This window comes from Streptomyces sp. NBC_00388, assembly GCF_036061255.1.
Taxonomy (GTDB): Bacteria; Actinomycetota; Actinomycetes; order Streptomycetales; family Streptomycetaceae; genus Streptomyces.
Genome location: NZ_CP107948.1, coordinates 1,236,332 through 1,261,514 on the forward strand (window position 1 = coordinate 1,236,332; position 25,183 = coordinate 1,261,514).

The 25,183-nt window shown below is 73.1% G+C and carries 23 protein-coding genes; 7 read left to right on the forward strand and 16 right to left on the reverse strand.

Features of this window, described 5'->3' with window-relative positions:
• Positions 1-29 precede the first annotated feature (29 nt).
• Together OG917_RS05610 and OG917_RS05615 are read left to right on the forward strand one after the other, a co-directional pair.
• Complete coding sequence (locus OG917_RS05610) at positions 30-1,571, forward strand: SDR family oxidoreductase (protein ID WP_328316418.1); 1,542 nt, start codon at positions 30-32, stop codon at positions 1,569-1,571.
• 127 nt (positions 1,572-1,698) lie between these two features.
• The gene (locus tag OG917_RS05615) at positions 1,699-3,072 is read left to right on the forward strand and encodes a cryptochrome/photolyase family protein (RefSeq protein ID WP_328316419.1); all 1,374 of its coding nucleotides are present in this window, start codon (positions 1,699-1,701) and stop codon (positions 3,070-3,072) included.
• Positions 3,073-3,148: 76 nt separating this feature from the next.
• Here OG917_RS05615 and OG917_RS05620 read toward each other — a convergent pair whose 3' ends face one another.
• Together OG917_RS05620 and rpe are read right to left on the reverse strand one after the other, a co-directional pair.
• Positions 3,149-4,165: a sugar-binding transcriptional regulator gene (locus tag OG917_RS05620; protein WP_328321674.1), complete on the reverse strand. Its 1,017-nt coding sequence runs from the start codon at positions 4,163-4,165 to the stop codon at positions 3,149-3,151.
• Between the two features lie 110 nt (positions 4,166-4,275).
• Positions 4,276-4,962 (reverse strand): ribulose-phosphate 3-epimerase, encoded by a 687-nt coding sequence (gene rpe / locus OG917_RS05625; RefSeq protein ID WP_328316420.1) that lies wholly within the window; start codon positions 4,960-4,962, stop codon positions 4,276-4,278.
• Between the two features lie 223 nt (positions 4,963-5,185).
• Between rpe and OG917_RS05630 the strand changes: the two genes are divergently transcribed.
• Positions 5,186-6,001: a DUF899 family protein gene (locus OG917_RS05630; protein ID WP_328316421.1), complete on the forward strand. Its 816-nt coding sequence runs from the start codon at positions 5,186-5,188 to the stop codon at positions 5,999-6,001.
• Between the two features lie 74 nt (positions 6,002-6,075).
• On the opposite strand, the gene OG917_RS05635 is transcribed toward OG917_RS05630, so the two are convergent.
• Together OG917_RS05635 and fmt are read right to left on the reverse strand one after the other, a co-directional pair.
• A complete protein-coding gene (locus OG917_RS05635; RefSeq protein ID WP_443058912.1) occupies positions 6,076-7,545 on the reverse strand; it encodes an RsmB/NOP family class I SAM-dependent RNA methyltransferase in 1,470 nt (489 codons plus the stop codon).
• Positions 7,546-7,681: 136 nt separating this feature from the next.
• Positions 7,682-8,614, reverse strand: a complete 933-nt coding sequence (fmt, locus tag OG917_RS05640; RefSeq protein ID WP_328316422.1) for a methionyl-tRNA formyltransferase — start codon at positions 8,612-8,614, stop codon at positions 7,682-7,684.
• Positions 8,615-9,039: 425 nt separating this feature from the next.
• Here fmt and OG917_RS05645 point away from each other — a divergent pair, with 425 nt between their 5' ends.
• Entirely contained in the window at positions 9,040-9,606 is a 567-nt protein-coding gene (locus tag OG917_RS05645; RefSeq protein ID WP_328316423.1) for a hypothetical protein, read from the forward strand.
• Between the two features lie 242 nt (positions 9,607-9,848).
• On the opposite strand, the gene OG917_RS05650 is transcribed toward OG917_RS05645, so the two are convergent.
• The 5 genes from OG917_RS05650 to OG917_RS05670 form a co-directional block, all read right to left on the reverse strand.
• Entirely contained in the window at positions 9,849-11,990 is a 2,142-nt protein-coding gene (locus OG917_RS05650) for a primosomal protein N' (protein ID WP_328316424.1), read from the reverse strand.
• Between the two features lie 93 nt (positions 11,991-12,083).
• Positions 12,084-13,169, reverse strand: coding sequence for a DUF2891 domain-containing protein (locus OG917_RS05655; RefSeq protein WP_328316425.1), 1,086 nt, complete (start codon positions 13,167-13,169; stop codon positions 12,084-12,086).
• Between the two features lie 132 nt (positions 13,170-13,301).
• A complete protein-coding gene (locus tag OG917_RS05660; protein ID WP_328316426.1) occupies positions 13,302-14,270 on the reverse strand; it encodes a DUF979 domain-containing protein in 969 nt (322 codons plus the stop codon).
• Positions 14,267-14,998 (reverse strand): DUF969 domain-containing protein, encoded by a 732-nt coding sequence (locus OG917_RS05665; protein WP_328316427.1) that lies wholly within the window; start codon positions 14,996-14,998, stop codon positions 14,267-14,269. The genes OG917_RS05660 and OG917_RS05665 overlap by 4 nt, the downstream gene beginning before the upstream one ends.
• Positions 14,999-15,234: 236 nt before the next feature.
• Entirely contained in the window at positions 15,235-15,954 is a 720-nt protein-coding gene (locus OG917_RS05670; RefSeq protein WP_328316428.1) for a GntR family transcriptional regulator, read from the reverse strand.
• A gap of 168 nt (positions 15,955-16,122) precedes the next feature.
• On the opposite strand from OG917_RS05670, the gene OG917_RS05675 reads away from it, so the two are divergent.
• From OG917_RS05675 to OG917_RS05685, 3 genes are all read left to right on the forward strand, one after another.
• Positions 16,123-16,872: a LamB/YcsF family protein gene (locus OG917_RS05675; protein ID WP_328321678.1), complete on the forward strand. Its 750-nt coding sequence runs from the start codon at positions 16,123-16,125 to the stop codon at positions 16,870-16,872.
• A gap of 261 nt (positions 16,873-17,133) precedes the next feature.
• The gene (locus OG917_RS05680; RefSeq protein ID WP_328321680.1) at positions 17,134-17,808 is read left to right on the forward strand and encodes a 5-oxoprolinase subunit B family protein; all 675 of its coding nucleotides are present in this window, start codon (positions 17,134-17,136) and stop codon (positions 17,806-17,808) included.
• Entirely contained in the window at positions 17,805-18,671 is an 867-nt protein-coding gene (locus OG917_RS05685; RefSeq protein WP_328316429.1) for a biotin-dependent carboxyltransferase family protein, read from the forward strand. The genes OG917_RS05680 and OG917_RS05685 overlap by 4 nt, the downstream gene beginning before the upstream one ends.
• Before the next feature lie 182 nt (positions 18,672-18,853).
• Here the strand turns inward: OG917_RS05685 and metK are convergent, their stop codons facing one another.
• The 7 genes from metK to OG917_RS05720 all read right to left on the reverse strand — a co-directional run bounded on the left by metK (position 18,854) and on the right by OG917_RS05720 (position 25,183).
• Entirely contained in the window at positions 18,854-20,074 is a 1,221-nt protein-coding gene (gene metK, locus OG917_RS05690; RefSeq protein WP_328316430.1) for a methionine adenosyltransferase, read from the reverse strand.
• Between the two features lie 238 nt (positions 20,075-20,312).
• On the reverse strand, positions 20,313-21,548 hold the full coding sequence (gene coaBC / locus OG917_RS05695; protein WP_328316431.1) for a bifunctional phosphopantothenoylcysteine decarboxylase/phosphopantothenate--cysteine ligase CoaBC: 1,236 nt from the start codon (positions 21,546-21,548) through the stop codon (positions 20,313-20,315).
• A gap of 121 nt (positions 21,549-21,669) precedes the next feature.
• Positions 21,670-21,942, reverse strand: a complete 273-nt coding sequence (rpoZ, locus tag OG917_RS05700; RefSeq protein WP_003970369.1) for a DNA-directed RNA polymerase subunit omega — start codon at positions 21,940-21,942, stop codon at positions 21,670-21,672.
• A gap of 25 nt (positions 21,943-21,967) precedes the next feature.
• Positions 21,968-22,561 carry a guanylate kinase gene (gene gmk / locus OG917_RS05705; protein ID WP_328316432.1) on the reverse strand — a complete coding sequence of 198 codons (594 nt, stop codon included), beginning with the start codon at positions 22,559-22,561 and terminating at the stop codon, positions 21,968-21,970.
• A gap of 38 nt (positions 22,562-22,599) precedes the next feature.
• A complete protein-coding gene (locus tag OG917_RS05710; protein WP_266858973.1) occupies positions 22,600-22,923 on the reverse strand; it encodes an integration host factor in 324 nt (107 codons plus the stop codon).
• A gap of 302 nt (positions 22,924-23,225) precedes the next feature.
• On the reverse strand, positions 23,226-24,074 hold the full coding sequence (pyrF, locus tag OG917_RS05715; protein ID WP_328316433.1) for an orotidine-5'-phosphate decarboxylase: 849 nt from the start codon (positions 24,072-24,074) through the stop codon (positions 23,226-23,228).
• The gene (locus OG917_RS05720) at positions 24,071-25,183 is read right to left on the reverse strand and encodes a quinone-dependent dihydroorotate dehydrogenase (protein WP_328316434.1); all 1,113 of its coding nucleotides are present in this window, start codon (positions 25,181-25,183) and stop codon (positions 24,071-24,073) included. The genes pyrF and OG917_RS05720 overlap by 4 nt, the downstream gene beginning before the upstream one ends.

Below are 25,183 nucleotides of genomic sequence, written 5' to 3' on the forward strand. Positions count from 1 at the left end.
CAGCTGAGAGCGATATGACCGGAGATCTCATGAGCGACGGTGAAGCGGCACCCGCACAGCACTCCCCCGCACTGCGCTGCCTGGTGACCGGGGCGACGGGCTATATCGGCGGCCGGCTGGTGCCCGAGCTGCTGGACGCAGGTCACAGCGTCCGCTGTCTGGCCAGGACACCGGAGAAGCTGCGGGACCACCCCTGGGCCGGCCGGGCGGGCGTCGTACGGGGAGACGTCACCGATGCCGGGTCGGTGGCCGCGGCCATGCGGGGCATCGACGTGGCGTACTACCTGGTGCACGCGCTGAACACCGGCTCCGGTTTCGAGGAGAAGGACCGCGCCGCCGCCCGGATCTTCGGCGAGCAGGCACGGGCCGCCGGTGTCCGACGCATCGTCTACCTGGGAGGGCTCACCCCGGACGGCGTACCGGACCAGGAACTCTCGCCGCATCTGCGCTCGCGGGCCGAAGTGGGCCGCATCCTCCTCGACTCCGGGGTGCCGACCGCCGTGCTCCGCGCCGCGGTCATCATCGGCTCCGGCTCCGCGTCCTTCGAGATGCTGCGGTATCTCACCGAACGGCTGCCCGTCATGGTCACGCCGAGCTGGGTCAGCACCCGGATCCAGCCGATCGCCGTCCGGGACGTGCTGCGGTACCTGGTGGGCAGTGCCCGGCTCCCCGCCGGTGTGCACCGGTCCTTCGACATCGGCGGACCCGACGTCATGACGTACCGCGACATGATGCGGCGCTTCGCCGCGGTCGCCGGCCTCCCGCACCGGCTCATCCTGCCGGTGCCGATGCTGTCACCGCGGCTGTCGAGCCACTGGATCGGGCTCGTCACCCCCGTCCCGCGCTCACTCGCCCGGCCGCTCGCCGAGTCGCTGCGCTACGAAGTCGTCTGCCGCGAACACGACATCGCGCGGTATGTGCCGGACGGCCCCGGTGTTCCCTTCACCTTCAGCAGAGCCCTCCAGCTGGCGCTCCAGCGGGTACAGGACGCCCAGGTCACGACGCGGTGGTCGTCCGCTTCGCTGCCCGGCGCCCCGAGCGATCCGCTGCCCACCGACCCCGACTGGGCGGGCGGCAGCCTCTATACGGACCGGCGTCAGCTGACCACGGAGGCGACCCCGGAGGCGCTCTGGCAGATCGTCGAGGGCGTCGGGGGCGACAACGGCTGGTACTCCTTCCCGCTCGCCTGGTCCGTGCGCGGCTCGCTCGACCGGCTGGCCGGCGGGGTCGGCCTGCGGCGCGGCAGGCGGGACGCCCAGCGGCTCAGGGTCGGCGACTCGCTGGACTTCTGGCGGGTCGAGGCGATCGAGCCGGGCCGGCTGCTGCGACTGCGGGCCGAGATGCGGCTGCCGGGGCTCGCCTGGCTGGAGATGTCCGTCGACCGGGACGAGCAGGGGCGCACGCGCTACCGGCAGCGCGCTCTCTTCCACCCCCGCGGTCTGCTCGGACACGCGTACTGGTGGAGTGTCGCGCCCTTCCATTCCCTGGTCTTCGGCGGTATGGCACGCAATATCGCGGGGGCGGCGGAGCGCCGGAGCCGGGCCCGTGCGGAGCCCGCAGCAGGCGGCTGACCCGCCCCGCCCGCTCCCCTGCCGTCCGGTCCGGCCGACCCCGGTCGTGCACGCCGGCGGTCCCGTCCTTCCCGCCCCGCTCTCCCCGCGAGCCCCTTCCCCCACGAGTCCCGAAGAGGAGTGGCGCATGACCGTGTCGGTCGCCCTGTTCACGTCCAACCTCCGGCTGCACGACAACCCGCCGCTGCACGCGGCGCTCGCGTCGGCGGACGAGGTGGTGCCGCTGTTCGTCCGCGACGAGGCCATCGAGGCGGCGGGCTTCGCCACGCCCAACCGGCAGGCCTTCCTGGCCGACTGTCTTGCCGGCCTGGACGCGGGGCTGCGGGAGCGCGGCGGACGGCTCGTCCTGCGGTCGGGGGGCGTGACCCGCGAGGTCTGCCGGGTGGCCGCGGAGACCGGAGCCACCGAGGTGCACATGGCCGCCGGGGTCAGCGCGTACGCGCAGCGGCGCGAGGAGCGGCTGCGGGCGGCCCTGGAGTCGGACGGCCGGCGGCTGCGCGTCCACGACGCGGTGATCACCGCCGTACCGCCGGGCGCGGTCACGCCGGCCTCTTCGGACCACTTCGCGGTCTTCACCCCGTACTTCAGGCACTGGTCCCAGGAGCGGATGCGTTCCGTTCAGGCGGCGCCGCGCACGGTGCGGGTGCCCGGCGGCGCCCGTTCGGACCGGCTGCCCTCGCGCAGTGGCGTCTCCGGGGTCTCGGAGGGGCTGGCCGCGGGCGGCGAGCGGGAGGGCCGCGCCCGGTGGGCGTCCTGGCAGCGGCACGGGCTCGCCGGGTACGAGGACCACCACGACGATCTGGCGGGCGATCTCACGTCCAGGCTCTCGCCGCACCTGCACTTCGGCACCCTCTCCCCCGTCGAGCTGGTGCGGGGTGCCATCCGGAAGGGCGGCCCGGGTGGTGAGGCGTTCGTACGACAGCTGTGCTGGCGGGACTTCCACCACCAGGTGCTGACCGCCCGCCCGGCAGCCGCTTCCGCCGACTACCGCTCGCAGCACGACCACTGGCGTTCCGAGCGGTCCGCCGCGCGGGAGATCACTGCCTGGAAGGAGGGGCGGACCGGCTATCCGGTGGTCGACGCCGCCATGCGGCAGCTGCGGCACGAGGGCTGGATGCACAACCGGGGGCGGCTGCTCACCGCCAGTTTTCTCGCCAAGACGCTGTACGTGGACTGGCGGGTCGGTGCGCGGCACTTCCTGGAGCTGCTGGTGGACGGCGATGTCGCCAACAACCAGCTCAACTGGCAGTGGGTGGCCGGCACCGGCACGGACAGCAGGCCGAACCGCGTGTTCAACCCGGTCACCCAGGGCAAGCGGTACGACCCCCAGGGCGACTATGTCCGGCGCTGGGTGCCCGAACTGGCCGGGCTGGACGGGGCCGCAGCGCACGAGCCGTGGAAGCTGCGCGGGCCCGAGCGCGAGGCGTACGACTACCCCGGGCCGCTGCTCGAACTCTCCGAAGGCCTGGCCCGCTTCAAAGAGGCCCGCGGGCGGGCCTGAGCGCGCCGCGGCCGGGACCGACCGCGGCGCGCACGGGATCGTGCGTCCGGGACCGCCCCCGGCGCCCCGCCGGGGCTCAGTCCCCGTCGGGGTCCGCGCGGTTCAGCGCGGGGCGGGGCCCCGGTCCGGTCTCCGTCAGCAGGAAGTCCGCGGCCGCCGTGTCGGTGACCAGGCTGGTGACGAGGCCCGACTTCAGGACGGCACCGATCGCCGCCGCCTTGCGCTGGCCGCCCGCGATGGCCACGACCTCGGGGATCCGGCGCAGCCGGTCGGCCTCCACGGTGATGCACCGTTCGCCGAGGTCCCGGCCGACCCGCCGCCCCTCCGCGTCGAAGAGGTGCGCGGACATCTCGGCGGCAACGCCCAGCGAGGCGTAGTGGGCCCGCTCGGCGTCGCTGAGCATGTCGTGGACCGTCGAGATGCCCGGCTCCCAGGAGCCGATGGACACCGCGGCCACGGTCACCTTGTCGAAGTACTCGAAGGCGCGCGCGATACCGGTCTGGTTGCGCAGCGCGGCGGCGGTGGCCGGGTCCGGCAGCAGCATCGGGGCGTAGATGGGGTGGGCTTCCCCGCCTGACACCTGTGCTGCCCGGCGCACCGCCTCGACGGAGCCGCGCTCGGCGGTCCCCGCGTCGTACACCCCGGTCAGCTGCACCACCGTGCACGGCGGGAGCACGCTGAGTGCCGCGGCCATGTGGATGGTGGAGCGCCCCCAGGCGAGACCCAGCACGTCGCCCTCGGTCACCAGTTCGCCCAGCAGGTCGGCCGCGACCTCGCCCAGGTTCTCCGGGTCGGGGGCGTCGTCGGCCGCGTCCGCCGGGGACTCGACCACGACCGCGTGGCGCAGCCCGTACCGGGCGCGCAGTGCGTCGGAGCGCTCGGCGTCCAGTTCCGCGGGAACCCGGATCTCGATCCGTACGAGATCGCGTTCCAGCGCCGTCTCCAGGACCCGGGCCACCTTGAACCGGCTGACGCCGAACTCCTCGGCGATCTGGATCTTGGACTTTCCCTCCAGGTAGAAACGACGGGCCATGGCCGCCGCTTGCACCAGCTCCGCGGGTCCCATCCGCAGGGCTGATCTGCCCGCCGACATTGCAGACACCGCGCTCTCCTCACTACTGCTGTTCGCTCCCGGACCTGCCATCCTGTCAGACCCGGCACAACTTGATCAGCCCCGTAAGGCCGCGTTCATCCTGCGGCCGCTCAGTGGCCGCAGGCCCAGCCCGCCGCCGCGGTCGTCTCCTGCGCCTGATGGCGGAGCATGCGGACCGCTGCCGCCGGGTCGTCGGCGCCGTAGACCGCGGAGCCCGCGACGAAGACGTCGGCCCCGGCCTCCGCACACCGCTCGATCGTCGAAGCGGAGACCCCGCCGTCGACCTGGAGCCAGAGTTCGAGTCCGTGCTTGGAGATCAGCTCACGGGTGCGGCGGATCTTCGGGAGCATGATGTCCAGGAAGGACTGGCCGCCGAAGCCCGGCTCCACGGTCATGATCAGCAGCATGTCGAGCTCGGGGAGCAGGTCCTCGTACGGCTCGATGGGCGTCGCGGGCTTCAGCGCCATGGAGGCCCGTGCGCCCTTGGCCCTGATCTCGCGCGCGAGGCGCACGGGGGCGGCGGCGGCCTCCGCGTGGAAGGTGACGGAGCCCGCGCCCGCCTCGACGTACTGCGGCGCCCAGCGGTCCGCGTCCTCGATCATGAGGTGGCAGTCGAGCAGGGTGTCCGTGGCCCGGCTGAGCGCTTCCACCACAGGGACCCCGAGGGTCAGATTGGGCACGAAGTGGTTGTCCATCACGTCGACGTGGAGCCAGTCGGCACCTTCGACGGCCTTCGCCTCCTCCGCGAGCCGGGAGAAGTCGGCGGACAGGATGCTGGGGTTGATCTGCACGGCCATGCCCCAAGCCTGCCATGCCCCGGCGGAGTTGCCCGCCACTGCGGGGGCCGGAGCGGACCGGGTACCCGCACACACCGCGCAAACCTGGCATTCGACGGGTCCCCGGCCGACACCCGGAGGCCCGGCCCGTCCCCTTGCGCGATGAGTTCCGGCCGGGCCGGGAGTCTGTCCTGGTGAGCGTCGTACGGCGCGGACACCGGCACGAGACACCACGGAGGACACCATGACGACCCCGCCCGGCCGCTCCGGCAGCGGCCTCCCAGGCAGGCCGCCCGTCACCGACCTGGCCACCTGGGAGGCGGCGCGCGAGGCGCTGCTGGTCCGCGAGAAGGCCCACACGCACGAGGGCGACGCGATCGCGGCGGCCCGGCGGCGGCTGCCGATGGTCGAGCTCGACGGCGCGGTGGAGGTCACCGGAGCCGGGGGGCCGGTCCCGTTCCTCGATCTGTTCCAGGGGCGCGACGAACTCGTGGTCTACCAGCACATGTGGTACGACGGCGCGCCCCATCAGGGGCAGTGCGAGGGCTGCACCACCACGGCCTGGCATGTGAAGGACGCCGCCTACCTCAACGCACGGGGCGTCTCGTTCGCCGTCCTGACAACGGGCGCGTGGGAGGAGGTGGCCCCCTACACCGAGTTCATGGGATACACCCAGCCCTGGTACTCGGTGCGGGGCGTGGCCGCGCCGATCGGCGGGGTGATGGGGCATATCGCCTGCTTCCTGCGCGACGGGGACCGCGTGTTCCTCACCTACTCCACGACGGGCCGTGGCAATGAGCGGGTCAACGGGGCCCTCGGCCTGCTGGACATGACGCCCTACGGCCGCGGCGAGGCGTGGGAGGAGAGCCCGGCGGGGTGGCCCGTGATCGGCGACGTCCGCGAGGGGCACCCCGCCCGGGGCCGCCAGGCCTGCTGGTACTGGCGCTCGGACGCGGACGGCGTCGCCACCTGGGGCCCGGCCAGCCGGCCGGTGCCGCAGTGGACCCGCCCCGGCGCGACCCCCGTGGAGACCCTCGGCCGGAACGGCCACCACCACTGACGCGCCCGCCACAACGAGAGGTGGCCCACCGGAACGAGCGGCTCCTGCTCGTTCCGGTGGGCCATCCGCGCCGGTCAGGCCGTGCGCCGCAGCAGCGCGAGGTACATCGCGTCGGTGCCGTGCAGATGCGGCCACAGCTGTACGTCGGGGCCCTCACCGACCGCCGCGACCCCCGGCATCAGCGGCCTGACATCGATCCACTCGGCTTCCACGGGCTGTCCGCCACGGCCCCTGAGGACGTCCTCGACCACGATCCGCGTCTCCGCGAGGTGCGGTGAGCAGGTCGCGTAGCCCACGACACCGCCGACCCGTACCGCGCTCAGCGCCTCGCGGAGCAGACCGCGCTGGAGCGGGGCGAACCCCTCCAGGTCCTCGGGCCGCCGCCGCCAGCGGGCTTCGGGCCTGCGCCGCAGCGCACCGAGCCCGGTGCAGGGGACGTCCATCAGTACCCGGTCGAAGGTGCCGGGGAGCCAGGGCGGCCTGGTCCCGTCCGCCGCGACGACCTGGTACGGGCCCGGGTTGCCCGCCAGTGTCCGCTCGACGAGCCGGGCCCGGTGCGGCTGCTTCTCGGATGCGAGCAGCAGTGCGCCGCGCTGCGCCGCGAGCGCGGCCAGCAGGGCGGCTTTGCCTCCGGGGCCCGCGCAGCCGTCGAGCCAGCGCTCGTCGCGGCCCTCCAGCGGTGCGTTCGCCAGGGCGGTGGCGACGAGCTGGCTTCCCTCGTCCTGGACCCCGGCCCGGCCGTCGCGCACGGCTTCGATCGCACCCGGCTCGCCGCCCTCCGCGAGCCGGACGGCATAGGGCGACCAGCGGCCGGGCAGTGCCGAGTCCTCGCCGACGGTGTCGATCAGCTCGTCGGTGGTGGAGCGGCCCGGCCTGGCGATCAGGGTCACCTCGGGGCGTTCGTTGTCCGCTTCGAGGAGGTCCTCGATCCCCGCGCGGCCACCGCCCAGGGAGTCCCAGAGCGCGGAGACGATCCAGCGGGGGTGCGAGTGGACCACGGCCAGATGGGCCTCGGCGTCGTCGTCGTAGGGCGGCGCGACCCGCTCCAGCCAGCCGTCCAGGTCATCGGCCGCGATCTTGCGCAGCACCGCGTTGACGAACTTCGCCCGGCCGTCGCCCAGCACCACCCGGGCCAGCTCCACGCTCGCGGACACCGCGGCGTGGGTGGGGATACGGGTACCGAGGAGCTGGTGCGCGCCGAGGGCCAGTACGTCGAGCACCGGCGGGTCGACCTGCCGCAGCGGGCGGTCGATGCAGGCCGAGATGACCGCGTCGTACGTGCCCTGCCTGCGGAGCGTTCCGTACACCAGCTCAGTGGCCAGCGCGGCGTCCCGCCCGTCGAACTCCGGGTTCTCGCGGGCCTTCTTCAGCAGGGGCGGCAGTACGAGGTTGGCGTACGCGTCCCGGTCGTCGACCGCCCGCAACACTTCGAAGGCGAGGAGCCGCACCGGGTCCTTCTGCGGACGGCGGTAGGGCTTCGACTGCTGATTCGGCTGCTGCCGTCTCGACTGCTGCGCGGGACGGCGGCGAGGCTGGTCGGTCACGTGAAAGGTGCTCCGCTGAAGGTGAGAGGGACGAACCCTCTCAGCGTACGTCCGGTCGGCCTGCGTCCGGTGCGGCGGGCGTTCACCCGGCCCCCGCCGCCGCGCCCGGGCGGGGCCGGGTCACCCGGCGCGGGCGCTACTCGTCGAGCAGCTCTCCGGCGGCGATCCGGACCCCGCGGGCCCAGTCGGCCGCACGCATCGGCTTCTTGCCCTGGGGCTGGACCCAGATGAGCTCGACGGCGTGCGAGCCGGTGCCCGCGTGCACGCTGTTCTTGGCGACAGCCAGTTCACCGGGGGCCAGGTCCGTGCGGTCGGTGACGGGGGCCAGGGAGACCAGTTTGAGCCGCTCCCCGCGGAAGACGGTCCAGGCGCCGGGTGCGGGGGTGCAGCCGCGCACCAGCCGGTCCACCCGCATCGCGGGGGCCGACCAGTCGACCCTGGCGTTCTCGACCGTGAGCTTCGGTGCCAGCGAGATCCCGTCGGACGGCTGCGGCACCGCGTGCAGGGTGCCGTCCTCGATCCCGTCCATGGTCGCCACCAGCAGTCCCGATCCCGCGAAGGCGAGCCGGGTGAGCAGATCACCGCTGGTGTCGGTGGGGCGCACCTCCTCGGTGAGCACGCCGTAGACCGGCCCCGAGTCGAGCCCCTCCTCGATCAGGAAGGTCGACGCACCCGTCACTTCGTCGCCCGCGATGATCGAGTGCTGCACGGGCGCCGCCCCACGCCAGGCGGGCAGCAGCGAGAAGTGCAGATTGACCCAGCCACGGGCGGGCACGTCGAGGGCGGTCCTGGGGAGCAGCGCTCCGTAGGCGACGACCGGGCAGCAGTCGGGACCGATCTCCCGCAGCCGCGCAAGGAAGTCCTCGTCCCGCGGCCTGGCCGGCTTCAGCACCTCGATGCCCGCCTCCTCGGCGCGCTGCGCGACCGGGCTGGCCACGAGCCGCCGGCCGCGCCCCGCGGGGGCGTCGGGACGGGTCACCACGGCGGCCACCTCGTGCCGGCCGGATGCGATCAGGGCGTCCAGGGCGGGTACGGCGACCTCGGGGGTGCCTGCGAAGACGAGTTTCACTGGATGCCTCTCGGACCGACTGCACACGACTACGAGCAGCGCACCAGTCTACGGTCCCGTTCCGAGGGGGCGTACGCACCGCCGCGCGCCCCTCGCATATGCCCATACGCCCCCGCAGCGTGACCAGAACAGCAGGTGGAGCGTTGGTCAAGAGAGATTGACCGAAAGGAAGAAACCGACCGACCGCGCGGACCGGAACACCCGCCCGGAACACCTGACCGGAAGCCTGCCGGGAAGACCCGCCGGGAGCACCCGGCACCCGGAAGAACACCGAGACACCGTCAGGACAAGACCCTTGAGTCCTGCGGTCCCTGCCGCACTCAGCAACTCCATTGACTCCAGCAGCTCCTGAAAAACCTGTCCGAAGCAGAGTGGGCCGTACGCGCGGCCCGATCCTTTTCAACGCCGGTCCGAGAGGCTTGTTCATGGCCGACCACGCAACCCACGACGCCCAAGCGCGGGCCAGCCTGCACCTGTTGGTCAGAGACATCGAGCGGGTCCGCCGACAGGTGGACGCACTGCGCACCCTCACCGCTCAGCTGGGCAATGTCTACCGCCCGCGCCGCTCAGGCCCTTCCACGGGCTTCGTCGTCTACGGCAGGGCTCCCGCCCCGACCGTACGCCTGGCCCAGGAACTCCGGGACAGCGTCGAGACCCTGGTGACGGCAGCGGTGGACTTCGACCGATCGCTGGGCTTCTCGTGGGACGCGGTGGGCTCGGCGCTCGGCGTCACCAAACAGGCGGTGCACCGCAGATACGGCACCCGGCGGGCTTCGGCGGCCGCGGCCGTCGCGGCGGCCGCGACCGCCGAGCAGGAGGGCTCCGCGGTCGACGAGGACAGCCAGGTGATCGCGGAGCAGCCTCTGCCCGTGTCCCCCGGGCTGCCGACCGTGCCCGCCGCCCGCTCCATGCCGCCCCAGCCGACCGCGGGCGACCACTCCCTCCGCGAGGAGGCACGCCCGAGTGCCTTCCCGGGACCGCGCAACGGCTGACCCTCGCCGCCCGGCCCCTGCGCCGCCCCTTCACCTCCCGCACAGCCACTGCCCCTTGCGCCGGACCCGCGCCGGGGGCAGTCGCGCGCCCGGCGCCGGATACCGGGATTCCGTCAGGGGGCACGGGAGTCGGGGGGGCCGGCGGGAACGGAGGCCCGGGCGGCCTGAGGCCCCGCAGGACGGCTCCGACCAGCAGGCGCACCACCGGAACGCCCCGGCCACCCCCGGCAGGGCTCCCGGTGTCAGCCGATGTCCGGCGGGTCGACCCTGATCCGTACCGGTTCGCTGCCCCGCGTCAGCCGCGCCGCCTGCGCCGTCCTGAGGGCCGACGCGAGCGCCGCTCCGCTGCCGGGCGGCACCCGGACCAGCGCACGCTCCCAGCTCTCCCCCGGGGGCGGATCGCCCGGTCTGCGCGGCCGGTTCGGGTCCGCCGGGAGGATCGGTACGGGCCCCAGCACCTCGGCGTCATGCGGCAGCCGGACCGCGGCGAGGAACTCTTCGAGCGTCTGCGCCCGGCCGGACACGGCGGCCATCCGCGAGACCGGCGGGAAGCCGAGCTCGGCCCGGTCGGCCAGCTCGCGCACCGCGTGCCCGGCCGGGTCCCAGCGGACCAGCGCCTGGACGGGGCGGAGCGTGGGCTCGGCCACGATCACCACCGTGCCGCCCTCGCTCTGGCCCCGCACCAGCGCGGCCGCGTCGATCCAGCGCCGCAGCGCCTCCTCGTCCGCACGCAGGTCGGCCCGCCCGAGCATGGCCCAGCCGTCCAGCAGCAGCGCCGCGGCGTATCCGCCGTCGGCGACCGGTTCGGCGCCGGGCGTACTCACCACCAGGGCGGGCCGCCCGTCCACGGTGTCCAGCACATGGTCGCGCCCCGACGTCCGCACGGGCACGGCGGGAAAGGCACGGCCCAGCTCCTCGGCTGTGCGCCGCGCGCCCACGACCTGTGCGCGCAGCCGGGCATGGCCGCACTCCAGGCAGTGCCAGCCGGCCGCGTCCCGGCCGCACCAGCCACAGCACAGCGCCCGCTCGTCCGGTGCTTCCAGGGGGCCCGCGCAGTGCGCGCACCGGGCGGGCGTCCTGCAGCGTTCGCAGGAGAGCCGGGGTACGTACCCCCGCCGCGGCACCTGAACCAGGACCGGGCCGCTCTTCAGCCCGTCCCGCACGGCCTGCCAGGCGAGGCTCGGCAGCCTGGCCGCCCTCGCTCCTTCGTCCCGCGCGAGATCGAGGTCGCCGACAGTCCTCACCAGGGGCGCCGCGGCCCGGACCTGCTCCCGGTCGGCCACGAGCGGGGCCGCCCAGCCGCTCTCGACGAGCTGCGCGGCCTCCACCGTGCAGCTCGTACTGCCCAGCAGGAAGGCGCACTTGTCGTGCGCCGCGCGCAGCAGCAGCACCTCGCGGGCGTGCGGCAGCGGTGCGTGCGGCTCGCTGTGGCTGGCGTCCCCGTCCTCCCAGATGACGGCCAGGCCGAGGTTCCGTACGGGAGCGAACATGGCGGCCCGGGTGCCGACCACGGCCCGCACGGCTCCGCGCCGCACCGCGAGCCACTGCCGGTAGCGCTTCTCGGGGCCCGCGTCGGCGGTGAGCAGCGCGTGGTGTCCTGGTCCGAGGGCCGCGAGAAGCGCCGCGTCGACCCGGGCCGCCGACCGCCCGTCGGGCACCACGACGAGCGCACCGCGCCCCGAGGAGAGTGCGGCGGCGACAGCGAGTGCCAGCTCCTGCGGCCAGTGCGGACCCGGCAGCGCGGTCCATACGGCACGCGGTGCTCCGCCGGTGGCCAGCGACCGCAGGAAGGCCGGCCCCTGTCCGTACCGGGCCCAGGTGCCGGGCTCCGGCGCGGGGGGCGGCTCCAGCGGCTCGGGGGACTGCTTCGCCTCGGCGCGTGCGTTCCGCGGGGGCACGGCCAGCTGCAGCACGTCCGCGAGGCTGCCCGCGTAACGGTCGGCGACGGCCCGGGCGAGCCCGAGCAGTTCGGTGCTGAGCACGGGCTCGGGGGACACCACCCCGGCCAGTGCGGCGAGCGGCCCCGCGTAGTCGGAATCGGCCCGCCGCTCGACGAGGAAACCGTCGATCAGGCCCCCGCCCTCGCGGCGGCCGTCCCGAACGTTCCGGTTGCCGGCGCCGAACCGGACCCGGACCCGGACGCCCGGCTGGGCCGCCTCGTCGAGCTCTTCCGGTACGGCGTAGTCGAAGAACTGGTCGAGATGGAGCACGCCTTTGTTCACCACGACCCGCGCCACCGGCAGCTCACCGGCGAGGGCGGCGCCGCGCCAGGTACGGGGCTTGGCCCGGGGCACCTTGGTGCGGCGCACGGTCTCCCTGATGAGGGCAAGCTGCTCGGGGGCCCCGTCGTCGGGGCTCCCTGGCTGCTCGTCGTCACTGCTCACAGCCAAATTCCTACCAGACCCCACTGACATCGGGCCTGCCGGGCGAAGGGCCGCGGGGCACTCCGCCCGCGCCCACGCGCACGGGAGGCCCGGTCAGTGTCCGGGCGCCGTGTCCAGGGCCAGGGCGGCGAACGTCGCGAGCCAGTGGTCGGAGTTGAAGTCGCCCGAGGAGACCGCCGGGAGCCCCACGGCCAGGTGGGCCGCGACCGACTCCTCCACGGCCTCGCGCGCCGGGCCGGCGGGCAGTGCGGCCGCGAGGGCACGCAGCCCGGCGGCGCGGCTCAGGGCCAGGCCGAGCAGATGTCCGATCTGCGGGTCGGAGTGGTCGGAGACCACCGGCGGGGTGAGCAGGGAGCACGGGTGCCCGGCGCTGAGCGCAGGGACGAAACCGGCGAGCCAGCGGGGGAAGTCGGCGGCAGGCAGGACCCGCAGCATCGCGTGTGCCTCGGTCAGCGCCGGCGAGAGGAAGTCCTGTCCTGAGGGCTCCCAGTGGAGCGGCGCGTCGTGATCCCCCGCGAACCAGCCGGTCAGCCGGCCGGCCGCCGCGTCCAGCACCGGGCGGGCCAGACCGGCGCGTTCGCCCGCGTCCAGGACGAGGCCGAGCCCGAACGCGCTGTTGTTGTGGACTCCGTGCCGGACCGGGTACGTCGCCTTGGCCAGCCAGGACAGGAGGAGATCGCCCACGGCGTCGACCGCGGGCGCGAGCGCGTCCGCCCAGCGCTCGCCGGCCGCCCCGCCGAGCGCCCGGCACTCGGCGGCGAGCGCGACCAGCCACGCCCAGCCGTACGGGCGCTCGAACGACGGCCGGCGGCGCAGATAGGCCGCCTCGACGGCGATGTTGCCGGGAGTCAGATGGGTGTCGAGGACCTCGGTGATCCGGATCGCCGTGCTCGCGGGCAGCGCGGCCCCGCCACCCGGTCCCCCGTCCGGCGCGGCCGGGCCGAACCGGCGCAGCAGCCGTACGAGCAGCCAGTGCATGTGCACGGTCGAGTGCCAGTCGTACGACCCGTAGAACGCGGGGTGCAGCTCGCGCGGTGTGACGATCTCCTCGGGCCCGGCGTACAGGTGGGCCGGGGCATTGGGGTACTCGCGGACCACGTTGTGGAGCGCCAGTTCCGCGAACGGACGCGCGTACTCACGGGGAAACGCGGAGGCGGGGGCCGGCGGGGTGGGGGGCATGGCGGTACTCCTTGAGCGGGGCGGTACTGAGCTGGACGGACGGCTTCGGGGCGGCATCGGCGGTACGGGGCGGGCGACGGGATCCGGGGTGGCGCGGGACCGGGGACCGGGGCAGTGCGGCGGCGCGGCCGGTCAGAAGGCGAACAGCGCCAGGACGGCTATGTTGCAGACCAGCAGGGCTGCCGCCGTGGGCAGCTGGGCCTTGATGGGGCCGTACTGGTCGTCCAGTTCCAGCAGCGCGGCCGGGACCAGGTTGAAGTTGGCGGCCATGGGTGTCACGAGGGTGCCGCAGAAGCCGCACAGCATCCCGATGGCGAGGATCGCCGGGATGCTGCCGTGCATCTGCTGGATGAGCACGGGCCAGCCGACCGCCGCCGTCATGACGGGGAAGGCGGCGAAGGCGTTGCCCATCACGATCGTGAACAGCACCATCCCGCAGCAGTAGACGAGCACCGCGATGAACCGCTGGCCGTCCGGGAGGATCGCCTCGGTGATCCTCCCCACCTGGTCGCCGACGCCCGCGGTCTGGAAGATGGACCCGAGCACCGCGAGCAGCTGGGGCAGCACCAGCGCCCACCCCATGGATTCGAGCATGTTGCGCCCGGCGTGCAGCGGCACCGTGACGCGGCGCTCACGCAGGACTGTCATGCCGACCACCAGGGCCGCGATCGCCCCGATGCCGAGACCCAGGATCGTCTCGTATCCCGGCTCCAGGACCGGCTCCCCGCCGATCCTCACCTTCTTCAGAAGTGTCGCGCAGAGCATCGCGACGACGGGGATGGTGAGGGCGGGGAGGAACAGCTTGTTGCCGAGGCGGGCGGCCGATGCGGCGCGCTCCTCGCGGGGCGGGGTGTGCGGGGCGCCCTTGCCGGTGAGGCCGAACCCGCCGAGAACGATCAGCACCAGGACGGCGGCGCCGAGGGGTTCGGCGGGAAGCGATTTGTCGACCACACCGGTCGAGTAGAGGAAGGACGCGCCCAGCAGGCCCCAGAAGGACGCCGAACCGGTCCGCTTGGGGTTGGTCCGGTCGCCGGCCATCTGCGCCGCCATCACCAGGAAGACCGCGCCGACCAGCCAGAAGAAGTACTCGGACTTGATCACGTGAGGTCCTCGGGGCGGCGGGCGGCATGGGCGGTGAGTGCATTCTCGGCGGCCACGACGGCCAGTTCGCGCTCCAGCACGCGGTCCAGGTGCAGCAGCCGCGCACCGTGGATGAGGAAGGCGCAGATCGCGGACGGGATCGCCCAGAGGGCGAGGCTCAGCGGTTCCAGGTGCTGGTTGTACGTCGAGTTGACGAAGCCGGTGATCAGCAGGATCGAACCGATGGCTATGAAGCAGTCCTCGCCGAAGAACATGCCGATGGTGTCGGCGCCCGAGGCGTGCGAACGGATCTTCTCGCGCAGCCGCTTCGGCAGCGGCCCGCCCGCCCTGCTCTCGGCGGCGGCCTCGGCCATCGGGGCGATCAGCGGGCGGACACTCTGCGCCGGTCCGCCGATGCTGGTCAGCCCCACGGAGGCGGTGAGCTGGCGGATGAGCAGGTAGAGAGCGAGGAATCGGCCGGTGGTCAGCGCACCGAGTCTCCCGATGAGGTTGCGGGCCTGCTCCTGCAGGCCGTAGCGCTCCAGAAGGCCGATGACCGGGAGGGTGATGACGAAGACGGTCACGGAACGGGACGAGGCGAAACTGCTGCCGAACGCGGCCAGGAGTTCCTGCGGCGACATCTTGCCGAGCAGTCCGGTCACGATGCCGGCGGCGCCCACCACGAGGAGGGGGTTGCGGCGCGTGGCGAATCCGAGGATCACCACGAGCACGCCGAGGAGAACGATCACGCGTCGGCCTTCTTCCGCGCTTGGGCCAGGAGGCCCCGGTCGGACGGGATGCTGCGCGAGACCTTAGGCGATTGTTCAACAAACACACAAGAGGTATCCGGCGCCGAGCGGGAAGCGGCCTGCGGCGGCCACGACCGGCCGGCGCGACCGCGCCGCCCTCCCCCGCACATCACCCCGCTGTACAGCCCGCCTGGCCTGCCCGGTCACTCCGCGGCCACTCCGCCGGGTCTGCCCGGTCACTCCGCGGCGAGGCGCATCGCGTAGGCCTCGGCGAGCTGACGGCGGGAATCCTCCAGGTAGAAGCCCAGCATCCGTTCGGCGCCCGCCGCGTCGCCTGCCGCCAGCCGGTCCGCGAGCTGCCTGTTCCGGGTGAGGTAGGGCTCGTGGAAGCGTCTCGGGTCTGCCATCACATGGAAGGCGAGACGCAGTTCGGCCAGCACGTTGCGCATCAGTTCGTCCACCCGCGGACTGCCGGCGAGCGCCGCCAGTGCCTGGTGGAACCGGATGTTGGCGGTCGAGCAGGCGGCCCACTCGTCCACGGCCGCGGCCCGCTCACCGGTGGCGACCGCGGCCTCCACATCGTCCAGCGCGTACGGAGGGTCCCCCAGGGCCCGCAGCGCGGCACACTCCACCAGCAGCCTGACCTGGTAGATGTCGACGAGGTCATCGACGGCCAGGACACGGACGAAGACGCCCCTGTTGAGCCGGTGCTCCAGCAGCCGCTCATGGGTGAGCAGCCTGAACGCTTCCCGCAGCGTGTTGCGGGACACCGCCAGCGCGGCGCTGAGGCTCTCCTCGGACAGACGGCTGCCGGGCGGGAAGTACCCCTCGGTGATCCGCTCCCGGAGGATCGCGGCGACCCTTTCCGCGGTACCCGCGCCCGTGCCCGGCGGAGCGAGCCCGCCCGCCACCAGCTCCGAGAGGTCCGGAGAAGTCCGGTCCGCTGTCCCCGTCATGTGTCGTCCCCTGTCCGTGCGTCGTCCGCCGCTCCGCCCGCGCCGGCGGCGTCGCCAAGTCAACAGCAGCGGCGCCCCCGCGCCCAAGCCGCCCCGGGGCCGCCGCACGGTCTGCGGCCGCACCAGCCCTTGTCAGATTGTTGAACAATTGGCTAGCGTACGCGCGTGATGGATCTCAACGCGGACCTCGGTGAGGGCTTCGGCCGGTGGCAGCTCACCGATGACGACGCTCTGCTCTCCTCTGTGACCAGCGCCAACGTCGCCTGCGGCTTCCACGCGGGCGACCCCTCCGTGATGCGTCGCGTGTGCGAAGCGGCCGCCGCCCGCGGGGTGCGTATCGGCGCCCACGTCTCCTACCGGGACCTCGCCGGTTTCGGCCGCCGCTCCATGGACGTGCCACCGGACGAACTGGCCGCCGAGACCGCCTTCCAGATCGGCGCACTGCGGGTCTTCGCGGAGGCTGCCGGGCCAGGTGTCTCGTACGTCAAACCGCACGGCGCCCTCTACAACCGCACCGTCCACGACGAGGAGCAGGCGACCGCGGTCGTCGAGGGGATCCGGCTCGCCGGCGGCGGCCTCGCGGTCCTCGGCCTGCCGGGCTCACGGCTGCTCGCGGCTGCCCGGGCGGCGGGGCTGCCCGTCGTCGACGAGGCGTTCGCCGACCGCGCGTACACCCCGCACGGCACACTGGTGCCGCGGCGTGAACCGGGGGCGGTGATCGAGGACGCAGCGGCTGTCGTACGCCGGGCCGTGGGGATGGCCGTCGACCGTACGGTCACGGCCCGGGACGGGAGCCGGGTGCCGGTGGCCGCCCGCTCGCTCTGCGTCCACGGCGACACCCCGGGCGCGGCCGGCGTGGCCCGCCGGATCCGGGTGGCGCTGGAAGAGGCCGGCGTCAGGGTCAGGGCCTTCGCATGACCGGGGCGGCCAGGGCTGCGGCGACGGGCAGCGGAGCGACCAGGGCGAGGGCCACCGCCCGCGGGAGGACGCCGGCAGGGGCCGTGGCGCCCGGCCCCCGAGGACGAAGGGACCGACAGGACAGAGGGCGGGAGTGTGGCTGTGGCCGACACTGAGACCGGTACTGGGGCGCCTACCGGCACGGATGCCACGACCGGGACAGCGAGGGCCGGGACAGCAGGGCCCGGGACGCCCGCCGCCCTCGGCGACGACAGCATTCGGGTGCTGCCTGCGGGCCGGCACGGTCTGCTCGTGGAACTCCCCACCGGGGCGGCCGCGGAGGCGTTCCACGCCGAACTGCTGCACCGGCGCGCCCTCGGCAGGCTCCCCGCCGTACGGGAGATCGTGCCCGGCGCCCGGACCGTCCTGCTCGACGGCGTCTCGGACGGCTCGTCCGGCGCCCCGGCCCGTCTGGCCCGGTCGCTCGTCACCTGGCGGATCCCCCCGCTGCCCCTCGACGCCGGGCCCGCCGTCGAGGTACCCGTGGTGTACGACGGTCCCGACCTCGCCGAGGTGGCCGGGGCGTGGGGCGTCACACCCGGCGAGGTGGCCCGGATCCACAGCGGCACCGAATTCCGGGTCGCCTTCTCGGGATTCGCCCCCGGCTTCGGCTATCTGACCGGCCTCCCCGAACGCTTCCAGGTGCCCCGCCGCGCCACTCCCCGCACCCGGGTCCCCGCCGGAGCCCTGGCGCTCGCCGGCCCGTACACCGGCGTGTACCCGCGCGCGTCGCCGGGCGGCTGGCAGCTCATCGGCCGGACCCCCGATCCCGGCCGCCTCTGGGACCCGGACCGCGATCCCGCCGCACTCCTGACACCAGGCACCCGGGTCCGCTTCACGGAGAACCCGGAGCGCCACCGCGCCGCCGGAACACAGACGGAGGGGACCGGCCGGTGACAGCCACACTCCAGGTGGTCCGCGCGGGCGCGCTGACCACGGTGCAGGACGGCGGCCGTACGGGTTACGCCCATCTCGGCGTGGGCCGCGCGGGGGCCCTGGACGCCCCGGCCGGACGGCTCGCCAACCGGCTGGCCGGCAACCCGGCGGACGCCGCCGTGCTGGAGACCACCCTCACCGGCTGCGCGGTCCGCCCCACCCGGACCGTGACGGCGGTCGTCGGCGGCGCGCCCTGCCGGGTCACGGTCGACGGCAGGCCCGCGCCCTGGGGGGCGCCCGTCCTGGTCCCCGCTTCCGCGGTGCTCGAAGCACATCCGGCGCAGCACGGGGTCCGCAGCTATCTGGCCTTCGCGGGCGGCCTGTGCCCCGACCCCGTCCTGGGCAGCCGCTCCACCGACCTGCTCTCGGGTCTCGGCCCGGCCCCCCTCCGGGACGGGGACACCCTCCCGCTCGGCACCCCGCGGACCCGGGCAGCGGTTCCCGGCGCGGACACCGCCCCATGGCCCGGCGTCCCCGGCTCCCTGGTCCTGCCGCTGCGGCCCGGGCCGCGCGACGACTGGTTCACACCGGCCGCCCTGCGCACGCTGGCCACGGCCGGCTACCGGGTGTCGCCGCAGAGCAACCGCATCGGCCTGCGCACCGAGGGCCCCACCCTGGAGCGCGCACTGCACGGTGAGCTCCCCAGCGAGGGCGTCGTCCTGGGCTCGGTCCAGGTCCCGCCGGACGGCCGCCCTGTGGTCTTCCTCAACGACCACCCGACGACGGGCGGCTACCCGGTGATCGGCGTCGTCCCGGAAGACGCCCTGGCAGCAGCGGCCCAGGCACCCCCCGGCACACCACTCAGGTTCACCCTCATCCGCTGACCCCGGGGCCCGCCCCACGTCAACGGAGCAGGCCCCGCCGTCCCTCCCCCGCCCGCGGAGTCCGTCTCCTGCTGATTCCGACTCCGATCCGGCCGGTTGCAGACCCCCAGCACACAGAACACGACTGCCCGGCACCTCCGAAGAGGTGCCGGGCAGTCGTGTTCTTCCGGAGACGAGCGCCCCTACAGGCCCGCGGCCTTCCGCAGCGCGTCCACGCGGTCCGTGCGCTCCCAGGTGAAGTCCGGGAGCTCGCGGCCGAAGTGTCCGTACGCAGCGGTCTGCGCGTAGATCGGGCGCAGCAGGTTCAGGTCGCGGATGATCGCGGCCGGGCGGAGGTCGAAGACGTCCGTGATGGCGTGCTCGATCTTCTCGACGTCGGTGACGGCGGTGCCGAAGGTCTCCACGAACAGGCCCACCGGCTCGGCCTTGCCGATCGCGTACGCGACCTGGACCTCGCAGCGGGTGGCGAGGCCCGCGGCCACCACGTTCTTGGCGACCCAGCGCATCGCGTACGCCGCGGACCGGTCCACCTTCGACGGGTCCTTGCCGGAGAAGGCGCCGCCGCCGTGGCGGGCCATGCCGCCGTACGTGTCGATGATGATCTTCCGGCCGGTGAGGCCGGCGTCACCCATCGGGCCGCCGATCTCGAACCGCCCGGTGGGGTTGACCAGCAGCCGGTAGCCCTCGGTGTCCAGCTTGATGCCGTCGTCGATCAGCTGCTTCAGCACGTGCTCGACGACGAACTCGCGGATGTCGGGGGCGAGCAGCGAGTCCAGGTCGATGTCGCTCGCGTGCTGCGAGGAGACCACGACCGTGTCCAGGCGGAGCGCCTTGTCACCGTCGTACTCGATGGTGACCTGGGTCTTGCCGTCCGGGCGCAGGTACGGGATCGTGCCGTTCTTGCGGACCTCGGACAGACGGCGCGAGAGCCGGTGCGCGAGGTGGATGGGCAGCGGCATCAGCTCGGGCGTCTCGTCGCAGGCGTAGCCGAACATCAGGCCCTGGTCGCCGGCGCCCTGCTTGTCGAGGTCGTCGTCCTCGGTGCCCCCCGCTGCGGCCACCCGCTTCTCGTACGCGGTGTCGACACCCTGGGCGATGTCCGGGGACTGCGCGCCGATGGACACCGAGACGCCGCAGGAGGCGCCGTCGAAGCCCTTCTTCGAGGAGTCGTAGCCGATGTCGAGGATCTTTTCGCGCACGAGCTGCGCGATCGGCGCGTACGCCTTGGTGGTGACCTCACCGGCCACGTGCACCTGGCCCGTGGTGATCAGGGTCTCCACGGCGACACGGGAGGCGGGGTCCTCACGCAGAAGCGCGTCGAGAATCGTGTCGCTGATCTGGTCAGCGATCTTGTCGGGGTGGCCCTCGGTGACTGATTCCGAGGTGAACAGACGACGGGACACAACGCTCCCTGGGGTTGCAGCGGCTGCTGGCTGATCATGGGTGGAGTGGCCGGGGGCTGCGCCCGGCTCATTCCGGGACCAGTTTATCGGTCGGCTCCGGTCAACGGGGCACGTGTCTCGCTCCGTGGGAGTCATGTGATCTGAGGCACTGCGCCGGCGGTACGGCTTTCGGGCCGCGGCGAAGGGGTGGAACCGGGCTTCCAGCCCTTCCTCCGGGCCGGCGGTCGTCACCAGATTTTCATCCGAAACGCGGTAGCACCAGATCCCAGACGGTATCGGCAAGAGCTTCCTTGGAACCGTACGGCACGGCGGTCTCACCGCCACCGGCCGCGAGGACGACCGCTTCGTTCTCCTCGGAGCCGAAGGTCTTGTGCTCCCCGACTTCGTTGACGACCAGGAGATCGCAGCCCTTGCGGCGCAGTTTGTGCCGCCCGTTGGAGAGCACGTCGTCCGTCTCGGCCGCGAATCCGACAACGACCTGTCCGGGCGTGGCGCGCTCCGCGGAGATCTCGGCCAGGATGTCCGGGTTACGGACCAGTGCGATCGGCGCGGGCTCCTGCCCGTCCCGCTTCTTGATCTTGCCCGCCGCGTACGCCGCGGGCCGGAAGTCGGCCACCGCGGCTGCCATGACGACCGCATCGGCGTCGGCCGCTGCCTTCAGGACCGCCTCCCGCAGCTGCACCGCCGTGCCCACGTGCACCACATCGGCCCCGGCGGGTGCGGGCAGGCCGGTGTTCGCCTCGATCAGCGTCACCCGGGCGCCGCGCGCGACGGCCGTACGGGCGAGTGCGTACCCCTGCTTGCCCGACGAGCGGTTGCCCAGGTAGCGGACCGGGTCGAGCGGTTCCCGGGTGCCGCCCGCGCTGACGACCACATGGCGGCCCGCGAGATCCGGCTCCGCGGCCCCGCGGGCGAGGACCCGGCGGCAGGCCTCGAAGATCTCGCCGGGGTCGGGCAGCCTGCCCTTGCCGGTGTCCACCCCGGTGAGGCGCCCGACGGCGGGCTCGATCACGACGGCGCCGCGGCGGCGCAGCGTCGCCACGTTCTCCTGGGTGGCCGGGTGCTCCCACATCTCGGTGTGCATCGCGGGAGCGAAGACCACCGGGCACCTGGCGGTGAGGAGTGTGTTGGTGAGCAGGTCGCCGGCGAGCCCGTGGGCCGCCTTGGCGAGCAGGTCGGCGGTGGCGGGGGCGACCAGGACCAGGTCGGCGCCCTGGCCGATCCGCACGTGCGGGACCTCGTGGACATCGGACCAGACGTCGGTCGGCACCGGGTGGCCGGAGAGCGCGGACCAGGTCGCCGCGCCCACGAAGTGGAGGGCGGATTCGGTCGGCACGACGCGTACGTCGTGGCCGGACTCGGTCAGCCGGCGGAGCACCTCGCACGCCTTGTACGCGGCGATGCCTCCGCTGACCCCCAGAACGACCTTCGGCTTCTCCGCCACGTCCACGTCTCCCCGGCTTCCGCTCCGCATTCGGATTCGTACACCCCCATGCTGCATCACCGGCGGGACGACGCCCCCGGGGGCCCCGGGAAACACTCCGGGCCCGGCAGCGGTGCTGCCGGGCCCGGAGTGAAAGAACTCACTGTCTGCGTTACTGCGCGGGGCCTTCGATGGCCTCGGAGGTCAGCAGACCCGCGTTGATCTCGCGGAGCGCGATCGAGAGGGGCTTCTCGTGGACGTGAGTGTCCACCAGCGGACCGACGTACTCCAGCAGGCCTTCGCCGAGCTGCGAGTAGTAAGCGTTGATCTGACGCGCGCGCTTGGCGGCGTAGATGACCAGGCTGTACTTGGAGTCGGTTGCCTCGAGCAGCTCATCAATCGGCGGGTTGATGATGCCCTCGGGCGTGGTGATGGAAGAGGACACTCTCTGCCTTCCGATGGAGTGAAAATCAAAGAACCTTGACCAAGGCTAGCAGCTCGCGGGCCACGTCCTGGACGGAGGTATTGACAAGAGTCGTATCGAACTCCGACTCCGCGGCCAGTTCGATCTTCGCGGCCGCCAGCCTGCGCTCGATGACGTCGGGCGGTTCGGTCCCGCGGCCGGTGAGCCTGCGGACCAGCTCGTCCCAGCCGGGCGGCGCGAGGAAGACCAGCTGGGCCTCCGGCATCGACTGGCGAACGAGCCGGGCGCCCTGGAGATCGATCTCCAGGAGCACCGGCTCCCCCGCCTCCAGGCGGTCCAGGACGGCCCGGCGCGGGGTGCCGTAGCGGTTGCCGGCGAACTCGGCCCACTCGAGCAGCTCGCCGTTGGCGACGAGCTTGTCGAACTCCTCGTCGTCCACGAAGAAGTAGTGGACGCCGTGGCGCTCGCCGGGGCGCGGCTTGCGGGTCGTCGCCGACACCGAGAGCCAGACCTCGGGATGAACCTTGCGCATATGAGCGACGACCGTGCTCTTGCCGACCCCGGAGGGGCCGGAGAGCACGGTCAACCGCGGATGGGGGTCCGGGGGTACGGGGGTCGTCCCCCGGGGTGTTGCAGCCATGCGGCGATTATTCCAGCTTCCCGGGGGTGCCCGGGACGTCAGGCAGCGCCGCCGCCGAACTCGCGCTCCAAAGAGGCGATCTGATTGGAGCCGAGACCGCGCACTCGGCGGCTCTCGGAGATGCCGAGCCGCTCCATGATCTGCTTGGCGCGGACCTTGCCCACGCCGGGCAGGGACTCCAGGAGGGCGGAGACCTTCATCTTCCCGATGACGCCGTTCTCCTGGCCCTGCTTGATGACCTCGTGGAGGGAGGCGCCGGAGTGCTTGAGTCGATTCTTGACCTCGGCCCGCTCCCGGCGAGCCGCGGCGGCCTTTTCGAGCGCGGCTGCGCGCTGTTCAGGGGTAAGGGGCGGAAGAGCCACGCCTACGTCACCTCGGATGTCGAACTGTCGGATACGGACCGGTGAGGAACCTGATCGCCCCACACCTGCGAAGCGACGAGCAACAGAATTGCGCGTCGGCTCTCGACGGAGACTAGCGGCCAAGGCCGCTCCAGTCAGCGAGAACAGACGAAAAGTCCTGGTCAGCCTTGGCCGGAGGGGATATATAGGGCATAACACCCCGGTTTTCGGCCCACCGACAGCGAAGTGGCCGAATCTGATCGTCGACCCCCGGGTTTCCGGCTCTCCCCGGCCCCCGACCTCGCCGATCGGCAGAACACGTCCTACCCGGCGACCGCCGTCCGGACTTCGCCGGCGAAGCGCGCGGCCGAATCACGCAGGGCCGCGATGCCGGGCCCATGGCGCAGGACTCCCCTGCTGACGCTCGGGACCACGTTGCCGACCGCCGAACCGAACACCCTGGACAGATCCGCGGGGGTCGCGCCCTGGGCTCCGATGCCGGGTGCGAGCAGCGGGCCGTTGATGTCCAGGCGCACCCCCGGGTCACCGAGTGTGGCGCCGACGACTGCGCCCACCGAGCCGAGCGGTTCCGCGCCCTCGTTCTCGGCCGCCATGTGGTCGAGCATCAGCCGGGCCAGCGGCCGGCCGTCGGGCGCCGTGGCCCGCTGGACCTCGGCGCCCTCGGGGTTGGAGGTCAGCGCGAGGACGAAGACGCCCGCGCCGCTCAGCACGGCCGCGTCCAGGGCCGGGCGGAGCGAGCCGAAACCGAGGTACGGCGAGAGGGTCACCGCGTCCGAGAAGAGGGGCGATTCCGGGTCCAGGTAGGTCGCGGCGTACGCGCCCATGGTCGAGCCGATGTCGCCCCGCTTGGCGTCCATCAGGACCAGGGCGCCGGCCGCACGGGCCTCCGCGACCGCCTTCTCCAGGACGGCGATGCCACGCGAGCCGAACCGCTCGAAGAACGCGGACTGCGGTTTGAGCACGGCGACCCGGTCCGCCAGCGCCTCCACGACGGTACGGGTGAAGCGCTCAAGACCGGCGATGTCGTCGCCGAGCCCCCACGCGGTCAGCAGGGAGGCGTGCGGGTCGATGCCGACGCAGAGCGGCCCGCGGGTGTCCATCGACCGGCGCAGCCGGGTGCCGAACGGTTCGAGTGGCTGCCGGGGTGTCATCGGGTCACCGTCTTCCTGGTGTCCGCGCCGACTGCCTCGGCGAGGGTCGCGTACGGGCTGTTGCGCAGCCGGGCCGCGAGGCCCTTGTGGACCGCACGGGCCCAGCAGGGGCCCTCGTAGATGAAGGCGCTGTAGCCCTGGACCAGCGTGGCACCCGCCAGGATCCGCTGCCAGGCGTCCTCGGCGGTCTCGATGCCGCCGACCCCGATCAGGGTGAGATCGTCGCCCACGCGGGCGTACAGGCGGCGCAGGACCTCCAGGGAGCGCTCCTTGAGGGGGGCTCCGGAGAGTCCGCCGGTCTCCGCGGTGAGCGCGGGGGCGGACCGCAGGCCGAGGCCGTCGCGGGCGATGGTGGTGTTGGTGGCGATGATGCCGTCCAGGCCCAGCTCGACCGCGAGGTCGGCGACGGCGTCCACGTCCTCGTCGGCGAGGTCCGGGGCGATCTTCACCAGGAGCGGGACCCGCCGGGCGGTGACGGTGCGGTCGGCCGCCTCGCGGACCGCGGTCAGCAGCGGGCGCAGCGCCTCGGTGGCCTGGAGGTTCCGCAGGCCTGGGGTGTTCGGCGACGACACGTTGACGACCAGGTAGTCGGCGTGGCGGGCCAGCCGTTCGGTCGATGTGACGTAGTCGCCGACGGCCTCGGCCTCGGGGACGGCCTTGGTCTTGCCGATGTTGACGCCGACGGTGGTCCTGAAGACCGGGTTGCGGGCCGCCAGACGGGCCGCCACGGCCGCGGAGCCCTCGTTGTTGAAGCCCATGCGGTTGATGAGCGCGCGGTCCGCCACCAGGCGGAAGAGCCGCTTCCTGGGGTTGCCGGGCTGCGGCTGCGCGGTGACCGTGCCGATCTCGACGTGGTCGAAGCCCAGCATGGTCATGCCGTCGATGGCGACGGCGTTCTTGTCGAAACCGGCGGCGAGGCCGAAGGGGCCGTGCATGCGCAGGCCGAAGGCCTCCGTACGCAGCTCCTTGTGACGGGGGGCGAGTGCCGCCGCCGCGAAGGTACGGAGGACCGGGGTCCGCGCCGCGGCGCGGATCCAGCCGAAGGCCAGGTGGTGGGCGCGCTCGGGGTCCATCCGCTTGAAGACCAGGTCGAAGAAGAGTTTGTACAT